The sequence below is a fragment of the Burkholderia sp. Leaf177 genome (assembly GCF_001424345.1).
In the GTDB taxonomy this organism is placed as follows: Bacteria; Pseudomonadota; Gammaproteobacteria; order Burkholderiales; family Burkholderiaceae; genus Caballeronia.
Genome location: NZ_LMPF01000001.1, coordinates 480,069 through 500,041 on the forward strand (window position 1 = coordinate 480,069; position 19,973 = coordinate 500,041).

Annotated in this window: 18 protein-coding genes; 6 read left to right on the top strand and 12 right to left on the bottom strand. The window is 60.0% G+C overall.

What is annotated here, in order from left to right:
* Window positions 1-10: 10 nt before the first annotated feature.
* The 5 genes from ASG35_RS02200 to ASG35_RS02220 form a co-directional block, all read right to left on the bottom strand.
* Window positions 11-427, bottom strand: a complete 417-nt coding sequence (locus ASG35_RS02200) for a VOC family protein (protein ID WP_056352308.1) — start codon at window positions 425-427, stop codon at window positions 11-13.
* 166 nt (window positions 428-593) lie between these two features.
* Window positions 594-1,547, bottom strand: a complete 954-nt coding sequence (gene tal / locus ASG35_RS02205; RefSeq protein ID WP_056352312.1) for a transaldolase — start codon at window positions 1,545-1,547, stop codon at window positions 594-596.
* Window positions 1,548-1,826: 279 nt separating this feature from the next.
* Complete coding sequence (locus tag ASG35_RS02210) at window positions 1,827-3,014, bottom strand: benzoate/H(+) symporter BenE family transporter (RefSeq protein WP_056352315.1); 1,188 nt, start codon at window positions 3,012-3,014, stop codon at window positions 1,827-1,829.
* A 105-nt stretch (window positions 3,015-3,119) separates the two neighbouring features.
* Window positions 3,120-4,295, bottom strand: coding sequence for a vWA domain-containing protein (locus ASG35_RS02215; RefSeq protein WP_056352318.1), 1,176 nt, complete (start codon window positions 4,293-4,295; stop codon window positions 3,120-3,122).
* A 13-nt stretch (window positions 4,296-4,308) separates the two neighbouring features.
* Window positions 4,309-5,151: an AAA family ATPase gene (locus ASG35_RS02220; RefSeq protein ID WP_056352321.1), complete on the bottom strand. Its 843-nt coding sequence runs from the start codon at window positions 5,149-5,151 to the stop codon at window positions 4,309-4,311.
* Window positions 5,152-5,514: 363 nt separating this feature from the next.
* Between ASG35_RS02220 and ASG35_RS02225 the strand changes: the two genes are divergently transcribed.
* Window positions 5,515-5,880 carry a c-type cytochrome gene (locus tag ASG35_RS02225; RefSeq protein WP_056352325.1) on the top strand — a complete coding sequence of 122 codons (366 nt, stop codon included), beginning with the start codon at window positions 5,515-5,517 and terminating at the stop codon, window positions 5,878-5,880.
* A gap of 85 nt (window positions 5,881-5,965) precedes the next feature.
* Window positions 5,966-6,337: a c-type cytochrome gene (locus tag ASG35_RS02230; protein WP_056352328.1), complete on the top strand. Its 372-nt coding sequence runs from the start codon at window positions 5,966-5,968 to the stop codon at window positions 6,335-6,337.
* A gap of 82 nt (window positions 6,338-6,419) precedes the next feature.
* Here the strand turns inward: ASG35_RS02230 and ASG35_RS02235 are convergent, their stop codons facing one another.
* From ASG35_RS02235 to rsxB, 3 genes are all read right to left on the bottom strand, one after another.
* Entirely contained in the window at window positions 6,420-6,851 is a 432-nt protein-coding gene (locus ASG35_RS02235) for a DUF1841 family protein (RefSeq protein WP_056352332.1), read from the bottom strand.
* 84 nt (window positions 6,852-6,935) lie between these two features.
* Window positions 6,936-7,580 (bottom strand): endonuclease III, encoded by a 645-nt coding sequence (gene nth, locus ASG35_RS02240; protein WP_056352335.1) that lies wholly within the window; start codon window positions 7,578-7,580, stop codon window positions 6,936-6,938.
* Between the two features lie 4 nt (window positions 7,581-7,584).
* Window positions 7,585-8,424: an electron transport complex subunit RsxB gene (gene rsxB, locus ASG35_RS02245; RefSeq protein WP_200945676.1), complete on the bottom strand. Its 840-nt coding sequence runs from the start codon at window positions 8,422-8,424 to the stop codon at window positions 7,585-7,587.
* Between the two features lie 456 nt (window positions 8,425-8,880).
* Here rsxB and ASG35_RS02255 point away from each other — a divergent pair, with 456 nt between their 5' ends.
* A complete protein-coding gene (locus tag ASG35_RS02255) occupies window positions 8,881-9,513 on the top strand; it encodes a TetR/AcrR family transcriptional regulator (protein ID WP_056352913.1) in 633 nt (210 codons plus the stop codon).
* A 102-nt stretch (window positions 9,514-9,615) separates the two neighbouring features.
* Here the strand turns inward: ASG35_RS02255 and ASG35_RS02260 are convergent, their stop codons facing one another.
* Together ASG35_RS02260 and ASG35_RS02265 are read right to left on the bottom strand one after the other, a co-directional pair.
* Complete coding sequence (locus ASG35_RS02260; protein WP_056352340.1) at window positions 9,616-10,887, bottom strand: polyhydroxyalkanoate depolymerase; 1,272 nt, start codon at window positions 10,885-10,887, stop codon at window positions 9,616-9,618.
* Between the two features lie 247 nt (window positions 10,888-11,134).
* On the bottom strand, window positions 11,135-13,012 hold the full coding sequence (locus ASG35_RS02265; protein ID WP_056352343.1) for a glycoside hydrolase family 15 protein: 1,878 nt from the start codon (window positions 13,010-13,012) through the stop codon (window positions 11,135-11,137).
* Between the two features lie 261 nt (window positions 13,013-13,273).
* On the opposite strand from ASG35_RS02265, the gene ASG35_RS02275 reads away from it, so the two are divergent.
* The gene (locus tag ASG35_RS02275) at window positions 13,274-13,522 is read left to right on the top strand and encodes a hypothetical protein (protein WP_056352347.1); all 249 of its coding nucleotides are present in this window, start codon (window positions 13,274-13,276) and stop codon (window positions 13,520-13,522) included.
* 209 nt (window positions 13,523-13,731) lie between these two features.
* Here the strand turns inward: ASG35_RS02275 and ASG35_RS02280 are convergent, their stop codons facing one another.
* A complete protein-coding gene (locus ASG35_RS02280) occupies window positions 13,732-13,884 on the bottom strand; it encodes a DUF3096 domain-containing protein (RefSeq protein WP_075360510.1) in 153 nt (50 codons plus the stop codon).
* 265 nt (window positions 13,885-14,149) lie between these two features.
* Here ASG35_RS02280 and ASG35_RS02285 point away from each other — a divergent pair, with 265 nt between their 5' ends.
* A complete protein-coding gene (locus ASG35_RS02285; protein ID WP_327019636.1) occupies window positions 14,150-15,310 on the top strand; it encodes a lactonase family protein in 1,161 nt (386 codons plus the stop codon).
* A gap of 119 nt (window positions 15,311-15,429) precedes the next feature.
* On the top strand, window positions 15,430-16,491 hold the full coding sequence (locus tag ASG35_RS02290) for a transporter (RefSeq protein ID WP_082508186.1): 1,062 nt from the start codon (window positions 15,430-15,432) through the stop codon (window positions 16,489-16,491).
* A 4-nt stretch (window positions 16,492-16,495) separates the two neighbouring features.
* Here the strand turns inward: ASG35_RS02290 and ASG35_RS02295 are convergent, their stop codons facing one another.
* Window positions 16,496-19,822 carry an FtsK/SpoIIIE family DNA translocase gene (locus tag ASG35_RS02295; RefSeq protein ID WP_082508215.1) on the bottom strand — a complete coding sequence of 1,109 codons (3,327 nt, stop codon included), beginning with the start codon at window positions 19,820-19,822 and terminating at the stop codon, window positions 16,496-16,498.
* Window positions 19,823-19,973: the final 151 nt, after the last annotated feature.

The window sequence follows — 19,973 nt, forward strand, 5'->3', positions numbered from 1 at the left end:
GTCAGCGCGCTCAGCCGCCCATATCGTCCATTACGCTTACGATCCACGGTATGCCGAACTTGTCTGAGATCATGCCGAAACCGCTGCTCCAGAATGTCGGCTGCCATTCCATGCGGACGTTGCCTTCCGCGCTCAGCGCGTCGAACATGCGTTGTCCTGATTCATCGTCGTCGGCGACGATCGCGATGCTGAAGCCGGAGAACACCTGAGGCGCGGCGTTCACGCCATCGGACGCCATGATGATGCTCGAGCCTATCCTGAACGTCGCGTGCATGATCTTGTCCTGCCATTCGGGCGTTGCGGTCACGCCTTCGGGAGACTCCTTGAAGCGCAGCAGGGACAGCGTTTCGGCACCGATCGCGTGTTCATAAAACGCAAGCGCTTCTTCGGCGCGGCCATTGAAATACAGATAGGGTTCGAGACGCATTGGCACTCCTTATCGATGGGCGGCCCTCCGCCCGTCTCAAAAGTCTAGCCCACGCTTAACGGCTAAAAACGCCCTGTGCGGCCTCGGTTCGCACAAAAAAAGGCGCCGGCGAAATAGCGCCGGCGCCTGTTTCCAGACACGTAGTTTCTGTATTGCAGCCGCTAGATTACTTCAGCGCTTCGATCAGTTTTTCGAGTTTGATCGCGTCGGCCGCGAAACCGCGAATGCCTTCCGCCAGCTTTTCGGTCGCCATTGCGTCGTCGTTCAGAAGGAAGCGGAAGCTCGATTCGTCCACGTTGATCTTGTCGACCTTGTCGTTCGCCACGGCTTCCGGCGACAGCTTGCGCTCGACCTTGTCATTGCTGTCCGCAAGCTTCTTGAGCAGGTCCGGGCTGATGGTCAGCAAGTCGCAGCCGGCCAGTTCGGTGATCTGGTTGACCGTGCGGAAGCTTGCGCCCATCACTTCGGTCTTGTAGCCGAACTTCTTGTAGTACGCGTAGATCTTGCGCACCGACTGCACGCCCGGATCGTTCGCGCCGCCCATTTTCACTTCGTCCCAGTCCGCGCCTGCCGACTTCTTGTACCAGTCGTAAATCCGGCCGACGAACGGCGAAATCAGTTGCGCGCCCGCGTCCGCTGCAGCCGCGGCTTGCACCGGAGCGAAAAGGAGCGTCATGTTGCAATGAATGCCGTCCTTCTGGAGCGTTTCCATTGCACGGATGCCTTCCCACGTTGACGCGAGCTTGATCAGGATGCGCTTGCGGTCGATTCCCGCGTCTTCGTACAGCTTGATGATTTCGCGGCCTTTGTCGATGGAAGCCTTCGAGTCGAACGAAAGACGTGCGTCGACTTCAGTCGATACGCGGCCCGGGACGATCTTCAGGATTTCCTTGCCGAACGCCACCAGCAACTGGTCGATGATGTGGCCCGTCGACTTGCTTGCATGGTCCTTGACGGTCTTTTCGAGCAGCGGCTTGTAGTCGTCGTTCTGGACCGCCTTCAGGATCAGGGACGGGTTCGTGGTCGCGTCCTGCGGCTTGAATTCGCCGAGTTGCTGGAAATTGCCGGTATCGGCGACGACGGTGGTGTATTGCTTGAGCTGGTCGAGAGCGGAGGTCATATCTGGTCTTCGGCGCTTGGCCGTTGTCAAAGATGCGGAGTGCCCGCGGTGAAAGGGAGTTGCGAGGCCGCTCGTGCCGCAGCGGCGCCAAGGCTTCTGGCAATCGTCTCGCCCGAGAGTGCCATTCTAGTCCTGCCGCGCGATTTAGCGGAAACAGGCGGAAGGCGGTGCTATTTCCCGCTACCACAAAGTTGCTGCAATTCGAGTGCCCGCGCCCGAAGAGGTTCCGCAGCCCATTACACGCGGGCCATGTGAATTTTTCGCGTCGACAGGGGAAATCTACGCCCGGCGCGCGTTCAACACAATCTGCGTGATGACGCCCGCGACCAAACCCCAGAACGCCGATCCTATCGATAAAAGCGTCAGTCCCGAAGCCGTCACCATGAACGTGACGAGCGCCGCTTCCCGCTGACGCACGTCCTGCATGGCGTTGGTGAGACCGCTCATGATCGAGCCGAACAGCGCGAGCGCCGCGACCGATACCACCAGCGCCTTCGGCAGAGACCCGAACAGCGCCGCGATCGTGGCCCCGAATATCCCGGCGACGAGATAAAAAATGCCGCACCAGACGGCCGCCATGTATCGGCGGGAACGGTCTTCATGTGCTTCCGGGCCGGTGCAGATTGCGGCGGTGATCGCCGCCAGATTCACGCCGTGCGAGCCGAACGGGGCGAGCACGAGTGACGCTATGCCCGTTGTCGCGATCAACGGCGCCGACGGCGTGTCGTAACCGTCCGCCCGCAAGACGGCGATGCCGGGCACATTTTGCGAGGCCATGGCCACCACAAAAAGCGGAATGCCGATGCTGACCGCCGCCGCGAGCGAGAAGTGCGGCAAGGTGAAGACCGGGTGCGCGAGCGCGACGTGGAACTGGCTGAAATCGAGCAGACCGAGCATTCCGGCCGCCACGATGCCGACAAGCAGCGTCGTCAGGATCGCGTAGCGCGGCGCCAGGCGCTTGACGATCAGGTAGGTGAAGAACATGGCCAGCACGAGCGCCGTCTGGAACTGCGCGGCCCTGAAGATTTCGATGCCGATCTCGAACAGGATCCCCGCCAGCAAAGCCGCCGCAATTCCGGCGGGGATTCGGCGCATGAGCGTATCGAACCAGCCGGTCAGCCCGACCACCGTCAGCAAGACCGCGCAGACTACGAAGGCGCCGATGGCATCGGCATAAGGCACGTTCGGCAGCGACGTCACCAGCAACGCGGCGCCTGGCGTCGACCACGCAATCACGACCGGCGCGCGGAACCTGAGCGACAAGCCGATCGTACAAAGCGCCATGCCAATGGAAAGCGCCCAGATCCACGACGAAATCTGCGCATCCGACAAATGCGCGGCGCGCCCCGCCTGGAACATCAGCACGAGCGAGCTGGTATAGCCGGTCATCATCGCGACAAAACCGGCGACCATTGCCGAAATGGATGAGTCGGCGAATGGCCGGAAAGCCGTGGCGGACGGATTCATTTGAAGCCTTTCGAGAACGTTTCGCGCGGATCGTACTCGTTGGAAGGCGGGAAAGGCAGGCACAGTATGAAAAATAATCACCGTGCCACTTGAACTGATTCTGTTTTATTTGGAAAGCGCGCGCATTGCGGTTTCAAGTCCGGCGAGCGTCAGGCCATACATGCGTCCGCCCAGAATCTGCCGGATGATCGATACCGATTGACGATATTCCCAAAGCCTTTCCGGTTCGGGATTAAGCCACGCGAAACGCGGGAACTGGTCGGCAAGCCGTCTTAACCAGACTGCGCCTGCTTCGGCGTTGTTATATTCCACCGAACCGCCAGGCTGCATGACTTCGTACGGGCTCATGGTTGCATCGCCGACGAAAATCAGTTTTGTATCCGGCGAAAACTTGTGCAGGACGTCGAAGGTGGCCGTGCGTTCTCCGTGTCTGCGCTTGTTATTCTTCCAGAGATAATCGTAGACACAGTTATGGAAGTAATAAAACTCCAGATGTTTGAACTCGGATTTCGCCGCCGAGAATAATTCTTCCACGCGTTTGATGTGATCGTCCATTGAACCGCCCACGTCCAGCAGCATCAGGACTTTCACATTATTGTGGCGCTCCGGAACCATTTTCAGGTCCAGCCAGCCGGCATTCGCGGCGGTACTGCGGATGGTGTCGGGCAAATCCAGTTCATCGGCGGCGCCTTCACGCGCGAAGCGGCGCAGGCGCCGCAACGCCACCTTGATATTGCGCGTGCCGATTTCGACCTGATCGTCGTAGTCCTTGTAAGCGCGTTCGTCCCAGACTTTGACGGCGCTCCGGTTTCCAGCGGAATCACCGCCAATGCGAATGCCTTCGGGGTTGAATCCGCCATTGCCGAACGGCGACGTGCCGCCAGAGCCAATCCATTTACTGCCGCCTTCGTGTCTTTCCCTTTGTTCTTCGAAAAGCTCTTTCAGGCGCTCCATGAGTTTATCGATACCACCCAGCGCCTCGATCTGCCGTTTTTCTTCAGGCGTGAATTCTCTATCCAGCTTTTTCTTCAGCCATTCGAGTGGAATATCGAGCGCGTTTTCATCGAGTGCTTCGATGCCATGAAAATACGTGCCGAAAGCCTGATCGAATTTATCGAAGTATTTCTCGTCTTTAATCAGCGTCATGCGCGCGAGAAAATAAAACTCGTCGATAGACGGCCCGATTACCTGCGCTTTCAAAGCTTCGAGCAAGGTCAGGTATTCCTTGACCGATACCGGCAGCTTGGCTTTGCGCAATGAATAAAAGAAGTCGATCAGCATGACCGGCGTCCGTTTAACGGTTATTGCGGTTCATGAACAAGAGCCGCTCGAAAAGACTCAGGTCCTGTTCGTTTTTCAGCAGCGCGCCATGCAACGGCGGGATGATCTGCTTCTGGTCGCTCGAACGCAGCGCATCGGGGCCAATGTCTTCCGCGAGCAGCAGCTTCAGCCAGTCGAGCAATTCGGACGTGGATGGTTTCTTCTTGAGGCCCGACACGTTGCGCAGCTCGAAAAAGCTTTGCATGGCGGCGGCGACCAGTTCTTCCTTGATGCCCGGGAAATGCACTTCGACGATCTGTTTCATCGTCGTGGGTTCGGGGAACTTGATGTAGTGGAAAAAGCAGCGTCGCAGGAAGGCGTCGGGCAGCTCCTTCTCGTTGTTCGATGTAATGATCACGAGCGGCCGGTGCTTCGCCTTCACGAGCTCGTGCGTCTCGTACACGTAAAACTCCATTCGGTCGAGTTCGCGCAGCAAGTCGTTCGGAAATTCGATATCGGCCTTATCGATTTCATCGATCAGCAAAACGGTCGGCACGTCGGCATCGAAGGCCTGCCACAGCACGCCCTTCACAATGTAATTGCGGATGTCCTTCACGCGTTCGTCGCCGAGTTGCGAGTCCCGCAGACGCGAAACAGCGTCGTATTCGTAGAGCCCTTGTTGCGCCTTCGTGGTCGATTTGATGTGCCATTGCAAGAGCGGCATACCGAGCGCGGCGGCAACTTCCTCAGCCAGCATGGTCTTGCCGGTGCCGGGTTCGCCTTTGATCAGGAGCGGGCGTTGCAGCGTGATCGCAGCGTTGACGGCGAGCTTGAGGTCGTCTGTGGCGACGTACTGCGATGAGCCTTCAAAACGCATGACGCATCTCTCGAAGAGGGAAAATTGCAGTATAAGTCAGATGCCGTTTTGCCATTGAGCGCCCAAATACCGGGTATTCGGGCATATTCAAGATGTCCATTGGACACATTGTCGCAGGCCGCCGGGCCTTGATTGGCGGGGCTTTGCGCGATGCAGACCTTCCTTCCGCGGCCTGTGGACGCAGGGTAGGTCGCGCGGTACAATTAGCGCGATTTTTTTGGCCCGTGTGGCTGTAAATCGGACTTGTCTCAGAAGCGCGATCTTTTGCATTCGAGGTTCGGCCGATCGACCAGTCCCGAGAAAGTCCCGGAACGCCAGGCCTTTATAAGGTGCCGGATTTCCCCTCATGCCAGGTTAGAAGCTATGAATAAATTCGTCGGCAAATGTGCCGTGATCGCAGCGCTGTCGGGGCTTGCCGGCTTCGCGACCCAGGCATCCGCCGATGTCGTGGGCAACGCGAAAGCGGCCCAGGGCAAGGTTGCGATGTGTATCGGGTGTCACGGCATTCCGGGTTATCGCACCGCGTATCCCGAGGTGTACCGGGTTCCGATGCTCGGCGGCCAGAGCGCCCGCTACATCGAGAACGCGCTGCAAGCCTACAAGAAGGGCGATCGCCATTTCGAGACCATGCACGGCATAGCGGTCACGCTGACCGATCAGGATATCGCCGATATTGCTGCGTACTACGCCGCGCAAACCCCCTCTTCGAAGAACAATCCCGACAAGTGATCCCGCGCGTTGTCCTGATCATGCAAAGACATCAGGTCGAAAACGCCATCACCCGGCACTCACCATTCGCGGGATAGGAGAATTCATGAAGGCACTCGAAACAGTGTTGAAAACAGCATGCACGGCGGCCGCGCTAGCCGGCGTAATGGCCATGCAGCCGGCGTTCGCCGCCGACGCCAGCAACGGCAAGGTGCTCACCGAAGCGCATAATTGCGCGGCCTGCCACGGGCCGAATCTGAACAAGCCGGTGAGCGCGGAATATCCGAAGCTCGCAGGGCAGCACGCTGATTACATCTATTGGGCGCTGCGCCAGTATCAGATGGGCAACGGCAATCCGAACTTCGGCCGCGCCAATGCCATCATGTCGGCGCAGGTGCAAAACCTGTCGCAGGCGGATTTGAAGGACATCTCGGCGTACATTGAATCGCTGAAGGGCGACCTGGTGCTGAAGAAGTAGGTTTCTGCCAGATTGTTCGCGCATGAAAAAACACCTCGCGCCAAGCGAGGTGTTTTCGTTTGAGGCGCGCTTCAGGCGAGTTTCAATCGCGCGAAGCCCGCTGCTCGATCAACGCAAGATAAGCATCGGTATCAGGCGGCGTGTTGTTGCGCTGCGCTTCCCAAATTACCTGCCCGAGGCATTCCATGACTGCGTGCTGCGCGTCGTGCGTGGAACCCATTCGCCCGACCAGGCGCTCGTGCGCGCGGCGAATTCCCGGCGGTTGATCGATGGAAAGCTGCTCTGTGATCGCCAGATGCATGGACAAATGCAGGAACGGATTGCTCTTGCCCTGATCCGGCGAATAATCGGCGTGGGCGACATCGGGATCGGCGAGTTCTTGCTGATATTCGGGATGCTCGCCAATCCAGTCGGCCGCGATGCTTTCGAGCGGCGTCAGCACGCCGCCTTGCCGCTGCTTGCGCCAGGTTTCGGTGAAAAATTGGCGAACTTCGTCGCGGCTCGGGTTGAACATGGCGTTGTGTCGCTTTAGCTGAATCGTTGGCAGGCGGTCATTTTAAGCTGCATCGATCCAGCACGCTCGGGACCGCCGCAACGCTCATTCGATGGGCGCGGGCGTCTTCGGCCGGTATTCGCACAAGGGTTCGATTGCGCAATGCCAGCACTCGGGCACGCGAGCCTTGCATACATAACGCCCGTGCAGGATCAGCCAGTGATGCGCGTCTTGCTTGAATTCGTCGGGGACGAATTTTTCCAGCGCCGCCTCGACCGCCCGCACGTCCTTGCCGGGCGCCACGCCCGTACGGTTCGATACGCGGAAGATATGGGTATCGACGGCAATGGTCGGGTGCCCGAACGCTGTATTCAAAATCACGTTCGCCGTCTTGCGGCCAACGCCCGGCAGCGCCTCGAGCGCCTCGCGGTCATCCGGGACCTCGCCGCCATATTGCTCGACGAGAATCCGGCACGTCGCAATCACGTTCTTCGCTTTCGTCCGATACAACCCGATCGTCCTGATGTATTCGGTCACGCCGTCTTCGCCGAGCGCCAGCACCTTGGCCGGCGTGTTGGCAACCGGATACATGCGACGCATGGCCTTGTTCACGGAGACATCGGTGGCTTGTGCCGAAAGCAGCACGGAGATCAGCAATTCGAACGGCGAGTTGTGCTCGAGTTCGGTGGTGGGATGCGGATTCAGGCTTTGCAGCGTTTCGAAGATCGCGCGGCGTTTTTTCGGGTTCATCGGATCAGGCGTCGGGGCCGTTGTCTTTGTCGTTGTTCGGGTCAGTCAAACCGAGGCGGCGGCGCCGTGCCTCGGCTGCATCGATTTGCGCCTGGACCTCGGGGCTCACCGAATCCATGTTCTTTGGCCCCGTGCCGGCTTTTGCGAGTTCTTCTTTCTTCTTGCGCGCACGGTCCATCGCGGCCTGGATGATTGCGCGTTTTTTCGCTTGCGCTTCGTCCTCGGGCGTGACGGTTTCTGATTTCACTGCGTTTGCGCCGGTTACGCCCGGTTCCGCCCGTTTCGCCGATGCCGCCGCGCGCGCCGCCTTGCGCGCTTCGGCGGCATCGCGTTCACGTGCGAGCCGCGCCACGTGCTGGTCGTGCCGGACGCGCGCCGCGTCGGCTTGCGGCTGGCTCCATGCGTCCCAGCCGGTTTTATCGCCGGTAACGGGGATCATCGCGATGCAATCTACAGGGCAGGGCGGCACGCACAAGTCGCAACCGGTACAACGCTCGGGAATGATCGTGTGCATCTGCTTGGCCGCGCCCACGATGGCATCCACCGGGCAGGCCTGAAGGCACAACGTGCAGCCAATGCACAAGTTTTCGTCGATGAACGCAAGCGGCCGCGGCCGCTCCATGCCGTTTTCCGGATTCAGCGGAATGACCGGTTTGCCGAGCAGCCCGGCGAGCCGCGCCACGCCTTCCTCGCCGCCGGGCGGGCATTGGTTGTAGTTCGCCACACCCGTCGCGATGGCCTCGGCGTAGGGCCGGCAGGCGGGGTAACCGCACTTGGTGCACTGCGTCTGCGGCAGCAGGTCTTCGATCGGGTCAGCGAGGGTCGTGGGGGAAATTGCAGTCACTGCAGTCACATTAACGGCTTGAGGAAGGCGGCGCGGGTAGCGTATCGATCCGGGTGGACGTAAAGCGGACGGCCGAACCGTGCCTGAGCGACTCGGACACGACTGACGATTCGCAGATTCACGCGGTCTATACGACTTATTTCGGCGACGACTCGTGGAGATATGTTCTAGCGCTTATGTTTGCGCTCGTTTTGATATCGCGTTTGCGCGTTCGGTGCATTCGGCTTGTTTCGATGCTTCATGCCCGAGGCGGCATTATCGCTGAAATTCAAGCAGTTCCCAATCATTCCCAATTGCCAACGAGCTAACGATGTGCACATAATCAAATCGCTTTAGATTGACTGCAGGACGGTATTTCCAATCAAGTTGGCGCAACCGATCCATCGCATGCTTCTTTAGGACACAGGAATGCATGACGCTACTCTCAAAACGCGGTTTGTCGATCATGAAGCCACCATGAACCAGCCTAAAATCAAAAGAGATCCCGAGGGCACGCGTCGCAGAATCTTGCTTGCCGCCGCTGAGGAGTTCGCGGCAGGAGGTTTGTTCGGCGCACGCGTGGACCAGATAGCCCGGCGTGCCGAAACGAACGAGCGAATGCTCTACTACTATTTCGGCAGCAAGGAGCAGCTGTTCACAGCCGTGCTGGAACATGCATTCACAGCGCTTACCGACGCGGAAAAGTCGCTCGATCTGGATGGCGTGGCGCCCGTTGAAGGCGTGACGCAGCTGGCTCATTTCATCTGGAATTACTATCGTGAGCACCCCGAGCTTTTGCGGCTGGTGAATAACGAAAACCTTCACGAAGCACGATACATAAAGGGCTCAACGCGTATTCGCGAGCTTATCTCGCCAGTGGTCGCCAAGCTTGGGAAGATACTGGAACGTGGTCAGCAAGCCGGATTGTTTCGCAATAACGTGGATCCCTTGCGCTTCTATGTGACTTTATCGGGACTTGGGTATTACATCGTATCGAACCGGTTCACGCTCGAAGCCACGTTTGGACTCGACTTCAGCGCCGACGCCGAACGCGAAGAAATCATCAAGATGAATACCGAGTTGCTGCTCGCTTACCTGATGCGGCGTTAACCCTTGCAACCTCGCAAGCCTCAATGAAAAGGGTAAGGCGTAAATGAAACACGCCGCGTAAGAACGCGGCGTGCGGGTCATGCTATTTGATCGGTCAAACGATCACGCCGGAACTGCTTCCTTCTTGGGCGCTTTGTCGTGCGCGAGAATAAATTCACGCAGTTGCGGATACACCATCGTGCGCCAGCGGCGGCCCGAGAAAATGCCGTAATGGCCGGCTTTCTCCGCGGTGTAATGGCGCTTGTTCTTCGCTGCAATACCGGTGCACAAGTCGTGCGCGGCGCGCGTCTGGCCGCTGCCCGAGATGTCGTCGAGCTCGCCCTCGATGGTCAAGAGCGCCGTGTTTTTGATGTCCTGCGGACGCACGCGCTCGCCGTTCACATCCCACGTACCTTCGGCCAGGCGGAAATCCTGGAACACGATGCGAATCGTATCGAGGTAATAATCCGCATCCATGTCGAGCACGGCGTTGTATTCGTCGTAGAAACGGCGATGCTGCTCTGCATCTTCGTCGTCGCCACGCATCAGGTTTTGATAGAAATCCCAGTGTGCGGTGACGTGACGTTCGGGGTTCATCGCGACGAAACCAGCGTGCTGCAAAAAGCCCGGATACACCTTGCGGCCTACGCCCGGATAGTTCGCCGGGACCGTGTGGATCACGTTGTTCTCGAACCATTCGTACGAATGTTCGCTCGCGAGCGAATTCACCGATGTCGGGCTGCGCCGTGCATCGATAGGACCACCCATCATCGTCATGGTCCGTGGCGTGTCTTCGCCGCGGCTCGCCATCAGCGAGATAGCGGCGAGCACCGGCACGGTCGGCTGGCAAACCGAGATCACGTGCAAATCCTTCGCGCCGATATGACGGATGAATTCCTGGATATATTCCACGTAGTCATCGAGATGGAACGACCCGTCTTCGAGCGGAACCATGCGTGCGTCCAGCCAGTCGGTGAGATAAACCTTGTGGTCCTGCAGCAGCGTTTTGACGGTATCGCGCAAAAGCGTGGCGTGATGGCCGGAAAGCGGCGCACAGACCAGCACGATGGGTTCGGTCTTGAGATCGGTGACGGTTGCGCTGTCGTCGGAGAAACGCTTGAAGCGGATCAGCCGGCAAAACGGCTTCTCAATCACGGTCTGCTCAACGATAGGAATGGCGTGGCCGTTCTTTTCTATCTGATGCAACTCGAACTGCGGCTTTTCGTAATCCTTGCCAAGCCGGTAAAGCAGCTCGTAACCGGCCGCGAGACGCGTGGAACCGGGAACGTATGCGAGCGGGCTGGAAGGGTTGGTGAACGACTTCGACGCCGCTTCCGCCCATGCCGTAAGCGGGCTCAACATGGCCCGCTGGAATTCGTGAAGTTGATAGAGCATGTTTTACCCGTGTAAAACCGGCTGCGCATGTAGTCACGCGCGGGTCCGGCGATTGGCGTTCTGCTGGCGTTTGTTTCGTTCGCCGGTGGATCGAGGCACATTATTTCGCCGAACGACCGGTCGGAAACCTTCTCCGATCATAGCCAAGAACGTTGTTTTGTGCAACGCAACATACGTGGCGTTTACCTCAATGCGCAGCGGGTTTTTTCGCGAATTTCACTGATTCCAGGCGAATATTTGTGGAAAATTACAAAGTGCTTTCGTTCGCGTTGGCATTGGCGTTCGCTGCCTCGGCCGGATTGTCCTGGCGCTGCGCCGGCTGACCCGTGGCCTTGGCCATTCCCTGTTCGTGTCTCATCAGGTTCATGCCCGTGTGCACGAGTGCGACGTGCGAAAAAGCCTGCGGGAAGTTACCAACCTGACGTTTCGCAACCGTGTCGTACTCCTCGGCAAGCAAGCCGACGTCATTGGCAAGTCCCACGAGGCGCTCGAACATCGCGATCGCCTCGTCCATACGGCCTTGAAGCGCGAGGTTATCGACTAGCCAGAAACTGCAGGCGAGAAAGGTTCCTTCGCCCGGCGGCAGTCCATCCTGCACTTCGGCGGTGTGATAACGCTTGACCAGCCCGTCGTGCGTCAGGTCGCGTTCAATGGCATGCAGCGTGGCAATGACTCGCGGATCTTCAGGCGGCAGGAAACCGAGCAGCGGGATCAGCAGCAGGCTTGCATCGAGATCCTCGCCGCTGTACGTCTGCACGAACGAATTCATCGATACATTCCAGCTCTTCGAGCACACGTCCGCGTGAATCACGGTGCGCTGGTTGCGCCAATGTTCAAGCGGACCTTCGAGGCCGAATTGCTCCGCCGACTTGATGGCACGGTCGTACGCGACCCATGCCATCACCTTCGAAAACGTGAATTGCTGGCGGCCGCCGCGGGTTTCCCAAATACCTTCGTCGGGTTCCTGCCAGACGGTGTCGAGGTGATCGAGCATGGCACGCTGGATCGACCAGACGGTGTCATCGCTTTGCAGGCCGCCCACGCGCGCGAGATGCAGCGCGTTCATGACTTCGCCGTAGACGTCGAGTTGCAACTGGTCGACCGCGCCATTTCCGATACGCACCGGCTTCGAATTCTCGTAGCCCGGCAACCAGTCGACCTCCCATTCGGGCAGACGCCGTTCGCCGGCAATGCCGTACATGATCTGGATTTGTTGCGGCGAACCCGCCATCACGCGGCCGAGCCACGCGCGCCATGCACGGGCTTCATCGAAATAACCGCTGCGCATCATGGCAAGCAGCGTAATGGTTGCATCGCGCAGCCAGCAGTAACGGTAGTCCCAGTTGCGAGTCCCGCCCAATTGTTCGGGAAGCGACGTGGTCGGCGCCGCGACGATGCCGCCAGTCGGTTCATAGGCCAGCGCCTTGAGCGTGATCAGCGAGCGGCGAATGGCGGGACCCCAGCGGCCGTCCAGGTTGCTGCGGCCGGACCATTCGAGCCAATAATTTTCGGTGCGTGCGAATTGGGTATGCGGATCGCGCGCGGGCGGCAAGCGCAAGTGCGACTGCGAATACGCGAGCGAGAAGGGCACGCGCTCACCCTCGTTCACAGTGAACTCTCCGACCGTGCGCATGTTCTCGCCCGACAGTTCGATGGGCGTGCGCAACACGCATAAATCCGGCCCTGCGATGGCGCGAATGCCGCTGTCGTCAGGCAGGCGGCTGACCCATGGGATCGACGAGCCGTAGTCGAAGCGCAGCACCAGTTCCATTTTCATCTTCACGCTGCCGCGCCGGCCAACGACAATACGCACGAGGTCCGCCATGCCATCGCGAACAGGCATGAAGTCGATGAGCGAGACCCGGCCTTCGGGCGTTTCGAAATCGGTTTCGAGGATCAGCGTGTCGCCGCGATATTTGCGCGTAATCACGGGCGGCGGCGCGCCTTCAGGTAGATCGGGCGTGATAAGCCAGCGGCCGTTTTCAGGCGTGCCGAGCAACGCGGCGAAACACGCGCCGGAATCGAAGCGCGGCCAGCACAACCAGTCGACAGATCCCTCTTTCGATATCAATGCGGCGGTGTGGCCGTCGCCAACCAGGGCGTAGTCTTCAATCAGTGCGGGCATAGGCGGGGAGTGGTGTCGATGAAGCGATGGAGCGGTCGATTATGAAGCGCATTTGTGTTTCGTGTCTTGGCGTGCGTGCTTTGCGTGCCCGATATTTCGACGCGATCGCCAATTGAACGGAAAACGTAAGCTGAACTTGAAAACACGCCGGGCGGATGCCTAGAATAAAAATTCGCGCCTGAGCGATGTCCGCCGTCGAACCTGATCGCATCACGCGTCCACGCCTGCCTGACGTCTTCGAGGAAATCAAACGTGAAAGCCATGCCGAATCCGTTGAGAGCCGATTGCATCGCCATCCTGTCTGCTGCGAGCCGTATCGAAGATACATCCACGCTGGTCGATCTCGATTACAAACATCTGGGCTTGTCCAGGAATGGCTTGGAGGTTGCCGCCACCTTCTTGATCGAGCGGGATTGTTTTACGCGGCATCGGGAAACGAACGGCGCTGTTGCTGTCGGCGGGCTTTCGCTTCAGGGCCGCATGCGCCTTGAACAACTCGCCAACGGATGACGTGCGCTCTGAGACGCTTGATCTGAGTTTTTAATTTCACTGCTGCCGCCGGACGCTGGATCGCGGGATCGTCATGATGATCTAGCGCATCCCGGCGCGCGTCCCGTTGGAACCTCGTTCCCAAAGCACCGTCTTACCTGACCTTGCCTTACGCGTTCGCGCCCTGCGCGTCCGCGTAGGCAAGACGGCGTTCGAAGCATGAATCCACGTCAGAAATGCGTTGCGCTCAATCCGAACACGCCGATCAATCCGATGATGATCAGATAGATTGCGACAATAAAGTTGAGCAGACGCGGCACGACCAGGATCAAAATGCCTGCAATGAGAGCGACCAGAGGACCGAGGCTCAGGTGGATATCCATTATTGCTCCTTTGTTTTGATAGAAATGATGGTTGCGAATGGTCGCGATCGGTCGCGATTGATTGGACAAGGGCATGCATCGCGCGCCGCATAACCTGAAACAAGCCGTAATAACGAACGATCAGGAGGTTTCAATGCATTCCGTTTTTACTTCTTTTTCCCCGCGTAGCGCCCCCACGCAAACTTCATGCCGCAAGTCGAAATTCTTGGCGAAAGGCTTTGCGGCGAGCGTTGCAGCCGGGCTTTCGCTCACGGCCGGAATCGCCATGGCGCAAGGGGCCGGCACGGCACCGGGCGCGTCGCCGAACCCATCCGGATCGACCGATGGCAGCGTGTACAACCTGCTGGTCGGCACGTACACGGGCAGCGGCAAGAGCGAGGGAATCTATGTGTACAGGTTCGATACCGCCAGCGGCAGCATCACGCGTCTCTCCTCGGCGCAAACCGTCAATCCGTCTTATCTCGTGGTCAGCAAGGACCGGCAGCACGTCTATGCGGTCAATGAGTTGCCTGGCGACAATGGTCCGGCATCGCAGCGCGGCCGCATTAGCGCGTTTCGTTTCGATCCCGCGAGCGGCCAGCTCACCTTCGTGAACCGCGTCTCCTCCGACGGCAACGATCCCGCCTATCTCGCGCTGTCGCCGGATGGCCGCTATCTGCTCACGGCGAACTACTCGGTGGCATCGAATCCAGGCGGCAGTTTCGCCGTGTTTCCGCTGGAAGGCGAACGCGTCTTGCCGTCCATCCTTACGGTTCATCACGATGGCAGCGGCCCCGTGACCGGGCGCCAGGACAACTCGCACGTTCACTCCACGGTCTTTTCCCCGGACGGCCGTTACTTGTTCGCGCAGGATCTGGGCGCCGACAAGCTGTATTCCTACCGATACACCCCCGATGGCACACGCGGACTGTTCGGCCCGACCGAAGCCCGCTACACGCTGGTCAAGCCGGGTTCGGGACCGCGCCACATGGTTTTCGACGAAGCGGGCAAACACGCCTACGTGACGACCGAGATGAACGCGTCCGTGCTGGTCTACGATTACGACGACGGCAAGCTCACGCTCAAGCAAACCCTGCCAATGACCGCGCCGGGTTTCAAGGGCAAGATTGGCGGCAGCGCGATCCATATGTCGCCTGACGGGCGCTTCCTCTACACGACCAATCGCGGCGATGCAAACGAGATCTTGACCTACGCCGTCAATCCCGCCGATGGTCACCTCAAGCTGCTCAATCGCCGTTCCACCTTGGGCGCGAGCCCGCGGGAATTTGCCATCGATCCGACCGGCCGCTGGCTGATCGTCGGGAACCAGAACAGCGATACCGTCTACTTCTTCCGGCGCAATCCGGAGACGGGAGAACTCGCATCGGATCCGAAAAAGATCGAAATCGGCTCACCGGTCGATTTCAAATTCGTTTCGCCTTCCTGACAGTTTTCCATTCACGTCATATACCGGACCGCTGTGTTTCAAGCGGTCCGGTTTTTGCACTATAAAGTCGGTCTTATTCGCGGCGCCCGCCGGTTATCGGTCAAGCAAGGAATCAAACGTTGAACATCACGACAGCATCGAGCAGAGATATCACCCGTCCCGATTCCGGGGCGCCCGACGTTTCCCAGGCGCCGCCCGGTTTTATCTGCGCGTTCCGTTTTTCCGGCGCCGAGGCGTTGCGCCTTTCGTGGGATGAAGCGCGCCGGGAAATCGTGGGCGAAGGCCCGACGTGGCTCCATTTGAGCGCCAACGACGACACGGTGGAAAACTGGCTGACCGGCGTCACCGCCATGCCCGACGTCGCGCGCGAATTCCTCAACGGCGAAGACAAGCGGCCGCGCGTGCATATGGGTTCGACCTTCATGTACGGTGTGGTCGCGGATCTGGAGCGCGTCGCGGAAACGCCTGACGCCGATCCGAACGCGCAGGCCACGCGCCGGGCGACGGGCGCGCTGCGCTTTTACGTCGATAAAAATCGCATGGTCACCGTGCGCGCGCAGCCGTTGCAATCGACTGACCGGCTGCGTCACGCGGTGCTGGAAGGCACCATGTTCCGCGACACCGTCGATCTTTTCGCCGGTCTGATCCGCGCGCTGAACGATACGTTCGCGGATCGCATCGATGAAATCGGAGACCGGCTCGACGACGTGGAGGAGGGCGTGCTCGACGGCCGTCATTCGAACTGGCGCGCGGAACTGGGATCGGTGCGAAGACGGCTGGTCGAAGTGAAACGGTTCGTCGATCCCGAGCGCAACGCGCTCACGCAACTCGTGACGCGGCGGCTCGAATGGGCCGAACCGCGGTCGATGGAAACCTTGATCCAGGCCATTCAGGTGCTGAACGGACTTGCCGCAGGGCTCGAAGCGCAGTACGAACGCGCGAAGTTGCTCCAGGATGAAATTGCCGCGCTGCTTTCCGAGGACATCAACCACAAGTTGCTGTGGCTCGCGATCATGTCCGCGTTGCTGATGCCGGCGACGCTCGTCTCGGGCATCTTCGGCATGAACGTGGCCGGCTTGCCCGGCACGCACGACCATTATTCGTTCGCGGTCGTCATGGGCGTGATGGCGGTGTGCGCGGCCGTCACGCTGTTTCTGCTCAGACGCCTGCGCCTGTGGTGATCGCTTATTCCGGCTGGCCCGGCGCGAGCACTTCGCGATTGCCGTTGGTTCCCATCGGCGAGACGAGACCGGCCGCTTCCATTTGTTCGACGAGCCGCGCGGCGCGGTTATAGCCAATTCGCAACTGCCGTTGAACCGATGAAATCGATGCCCGCCGCGTACGCAGAACAAACGCGACGGCTTCGTCGTAAAGCGGATCGGCTTCGGCATCCTGGCTTTCGCCGAACAGGTCGGGCGTGCCGCCTTCGGACGTCGGCCCCGACAAGATTCCCTCTTCATACTCTGGCTCGCCGAACTGCTTCAGATACTCCACGACGCTATGCACTTCTTCATCGGCGACAAACGCGCCGTGCACGCGCTGCGGATAACCGGTTCCGGGCGGCAGGAACAACATGTCGCCGGCGCCGAGCAACGATTCCGCGCCCATCTGGTCGAGAATCGTCCTCGAATCGATCTTCGATGAAACCTGAAATGCCACGCGCGTCGGAATATTCGCTTTGATCAGGCCGGTGATCACGTCCACCGAAGGCCGCTGCGTCGCGAGAATCAGGTGGATACCGGCCGCGCGCGCCTTCTGCGCGAGACGCGCGATCAGCTGCTCGATCTGCTTGCCCGCGACCATCATCAGGTCGGCGAGTTCGTCGATCACGACTACGATCATCGGCAGCTTGGCGAGCGGTTCGGGCGCGTCGGGCGTGAGTGAAAACGGGTTCGTCAGCTTTTTGCCGGCCGCTTCCGCATTGCGGATCTTCTGGTTGAAACCTTGCAAATTGCGCACGCCCACCGCCGACATCAGCTTGTAGCGCTTCTCCATTTCCCCGACACACCAGTTCAGCGCGTTCGCGGCGAGCTTCATGTCGGTCACGACCGGCGCGAGCAGATGAGGAATGCCTTCGTACACCGACAATTCCAGCATCTTCGGGTCAATCATGATCAGGCGCACGTCTTCGGGTTTCGCCTTGAAGAGCAGCGACAGGATCATCGCGTTGATGGCCACGGATTTGCCCGAGCCCGTCGTGCCCGCGACCAGCATGTGCGGCGCGCGCGCGAGGTCGGTGACGACCGGATTGCCGATGATGTCCTTGCCCATTGCAATGGTCAGGAACGACTTGGAATCGCGATAGACATCGGCTTCGAGGATCTCGGACAGCCGGATCATCTGCCGTCTGGCGTTCGGCAATTCGAGTCCCATGCAGGTCTTGCCGGGAATGGTCTCGACCACGCGAATCGATGTCAGGCCAAGTCCGCGCGACAAATCCTTCATCAGGCCGACGATCTGGCTGCCGCGCACGCCTAGCGCCGGTTCGACTTCAAACCGTGTAATGACGGGTCCCGCAGACGCACCGACGACCGTGACGGGAACCTTGAATTCCTGCAGGCGTTGTTCGATCAACTGGCCTGTGTCCGCAAGATGTTGTTCGGAGACGGGTTCGACTTCGTCGGACGCGGCTTCGAGCAGGTCGAGCCCGGGCAGATCCACAGCCGACGCCGCTGGCGCATGAAACTCGAATTCCGTCGCGATGAAACCGCGTACCGGCGGGCGCGGGTCTTGAGGCGGCGTTTGAGTTGCCGGCAACGGCGGTTGTGCAGGCGCAACTGCGCGCGGGAAATGGACGACGTTGGACGGGTTCGGAGCGGAGTCTTCCGGTTCCGCTTCGATTTCCTCTTCGATCGCGGTTTCCGGCGGCAGGGGAGGGCGGGGCGTGCTCTCGACGGCGTGCGATGCCGACGTCACGTCGCGCTCGGTATCGTCGTCTAGCGCCTGATCGCGGCGGATGGCCCATGGCGGAAGATCGGCGGGACGCGCGGGCTCTGCGGGTTCTGCGAGCGTAGGGGCCGCTGGTTCTTCGACGCCGCTCGAATCAAGCGGTGCATCCGGCAACGGGTCGGGCTGAGCGTCGCTGTAATTTGTCGCCGGAATGGGCGGCGTCTCGGCGGAGGTTGTGTTTGTTGCCGCGCCGAAGTCATCGTGCAACGGAACGGCGGGTGAGTACTCGCCCGCGGCGCTGAATGTCGCCGATGGCTCGGGAATGGTCGGCGCCGGTTCTGTCGGCGGGTCCTGGACAACGCTCGTGAAAGTCGTCTCGGCGGCGGTGGGCTCCGGCGAATGCTCCAAAGTTCGAGGCACGGATGTTTCGCTGGTTTTGCCAACGAAAGTTGAAGCGCTAGGCGTCTCGGTACGGGTTACATCGGCTCGCGTTGTCCACTGCGCGGCAGTTTGCTCGATGGAACGCAGCGCCTCCTTGATCCGGTCGGGTTCCGGCGGCGGTCCGGCCGGCTTCGCGGGTGCGCTCCCGGCCGCAGACGCAGCGACCGCGAAGAATGATTCCTTGGTCACGACGGGCGCGGACACGTTGCCGCGAGTAGAAGCAGGCGATGAACTCGCCGATGGTCGCATCGAAGAATTGCGTGCTGCCTGAGCCGCGCGCGCCGCCGACGATCCGATGGAACTGCCAGGAGCGCTTCTCGTTATGCCCGAACGCGATACATCCGGACGACGAGGCGCGCTTGCGTCCACGGCGCGTTCGGCCGGACGCGGCGAGCCCGAGGTTGCGGGAGTCATTCCGCCCGTCTTCAGCCATCCAGCCGGCGCAACGGGTTCGAGCGGTTCAATCGATGAAGCACCGCGTCCGTGCGTGTCACGGCGTTCACCAAACGATGGTTCCACCGGACGAGCCGCCTCGGGTCCCCGCGCTTGCTGTTCGGCGTCGCTGCGCCGGGCCGGCTGTGGCCGCCATACCGTTGGCCGCTGATACCGGCTGCCTTGACGCGGCGTGGCGGGCGGAATGCCGAGCGGGGGTGCATCGGGCGAAATCCTGCTCGACGAACTCGCCACGCCTGCAACGCCACTGGCTCTTTCCGCCTTCTCGCGCGATGCCTTTTTGCGCAACGGTTTTTCGCGGACCACACGTTCTCGTGGAGTGAACGAGCCGGAGTCGAATCCCAGGCCGAACGCAACGTTGGCCCATGCAAACGCTTCGCGCCATTGAAAATCGAAGAACCACGGCAAACCGATCAACAGCACGACGGCCGCGCCGGCACCCACGGCGAGCGCGCCCATCGAGCTGACCACGCCGCCGTGGGCCGCGAACGCGATCAACAAAGCCCGACCCAGATGGTCGGCACTGGCGGCAAATTCAAACGAGTGGAACAGGGCGGCTTCGAGCGCGCAACTCGCGAAAAGCACGCAAAAAAAGCCAAGCCACAACCGGATCGTGCCGGGGCCGCGCAGGCCGCCGCCGTTCGGCAGAACGGACTTGACGATGCGCCAGAGAAGAGGGATGAACCAGACGGCCGAGATACCGAACCAGCCGAAAACTACCGTGTGCATGCAAGGAACCAGGAATGATGTAAGCGATGTGAGCAGCGAACCAAGGCTCGGAAAAAGCGGAACCGACGATAAAACCATACCGTCGAGTTTAACCGGCATGGACCCGGAGTTGACTCGGAGAACTTCGCTCAGGTTCTCGTTTTCCGGCTCC

Bases quoted from the DNA above. Each gene is read 5' to 3' on its own strand.
- ASG35_RS02285 (WP_327019636.1), top strand. From the start codon at position 14,150: ATGGCGCAAGGGGCCGGCACGGCACCGGGCGCGTCGCCGAACCCATCC.
- ASG35_RS02255 (WP_056352913.1), top strand. From the start codon at position 8,881: ATGAACCAGCCTAAAATCAAAAGAGATCCCGAGGGCACGCGTCGCAGA.
- ASG35_RS02280 (WP_075360510.1), bottom strand. From the start codon at position 13,884: ATGGATATCCACCTGAGCCTCGGTCCTCTGGTCGCTCTCATTGCAGGC.
- ASG35_RS02225 (WP_056352325.1), top strand. From the start codon at position 5,515: ATGAATAAATTCGTCGGCAAATGTGCCGTGATCGCAGCGCTGTCGGGG.
- ASG35_RS02210 (WP_056352315.1), bottom strand. From the start codon at position 3,014: ATGAATCCGTCCGCCACGGCTTTCCGGCCATTCGCCGACTCATCCATT.
- nth (WP_056352335.1), bottom strand. From the start codon at position 7,580: ATGAACCCGAAAAAACGCCGCGCGATCTTCGAAACGCTGCAAAGCCTG.
- ASG35_RS02265 (WP_056352343.1), bottom strand. From the start codon at position 13,012: ATGCCCGCACTGATTGAAGACTACGCCCTGGTTGGCGACGGCCACACC.
- ASG35_RS02275 (WP_056352347.1), top strand. From the start codon at position 13,274: ATGCCGAATCCGTTGAGAGCCGATTGCATCGCCATCCTGTCTGCTGCG.
- ASG35_RS02230 (WP_056352328.1), top strand. From the start codon at position 5,966: ATGAAGGCACTCGAAACAGTGTTGAAAACAGCATGCACGGCGGCCGCG.
- ASG35_RS02220 (WP_056352321.1), bottom strand. From the start codon at position 5,151: ATGCGTTTTGAAGGCTCATCGCAGTACGTCGCCACAGACGACCTCAAG.
- ASG35_RS02295 (WP_082508215.1), bottom strand. From the start codon at position 19,822: ATGCACACGGTAGTTTTCGGCTGGTTCGGTATCTCGGCCGTCTGGTTC.
- ASG35_RS02260 (WP_056352340.1), bottom strand. From the start codon at position 10,887: ATGCTCTATCAACTTCACGAATTCCAGCGGGCCATGTTGAGCCCGCTT.
- ASG35_RS02235 (WP_056352332.1), bottom strand. From the start codon at position 6,851: ATGTTCAACCCGAGCCGCGACGAAGTTCGCCAATTTTTCACCGAAACC.
- tal (WP_056352312.1), bottom strand. From the start codon at position 1,547: ATGACCTCCGCTCTCGACCAGCTCAAGCAATACACCACCGTCGTCGCC.
- ASG35_RS02200 (WP_056352308.1), bottom strand. From the start codon at position 427: ATGCGTCTCGAACCCTATCTGTATTTCAATGGCCGCGCCGAAGAAGCG.
- ASG35_RS02215 (WP_056352318.1), bottom strand. From the start codon at position 4,295: ATGCTGATCGACTTCTTTTATTCATTGCGCAAAGCCAAGCTGCCGGTA.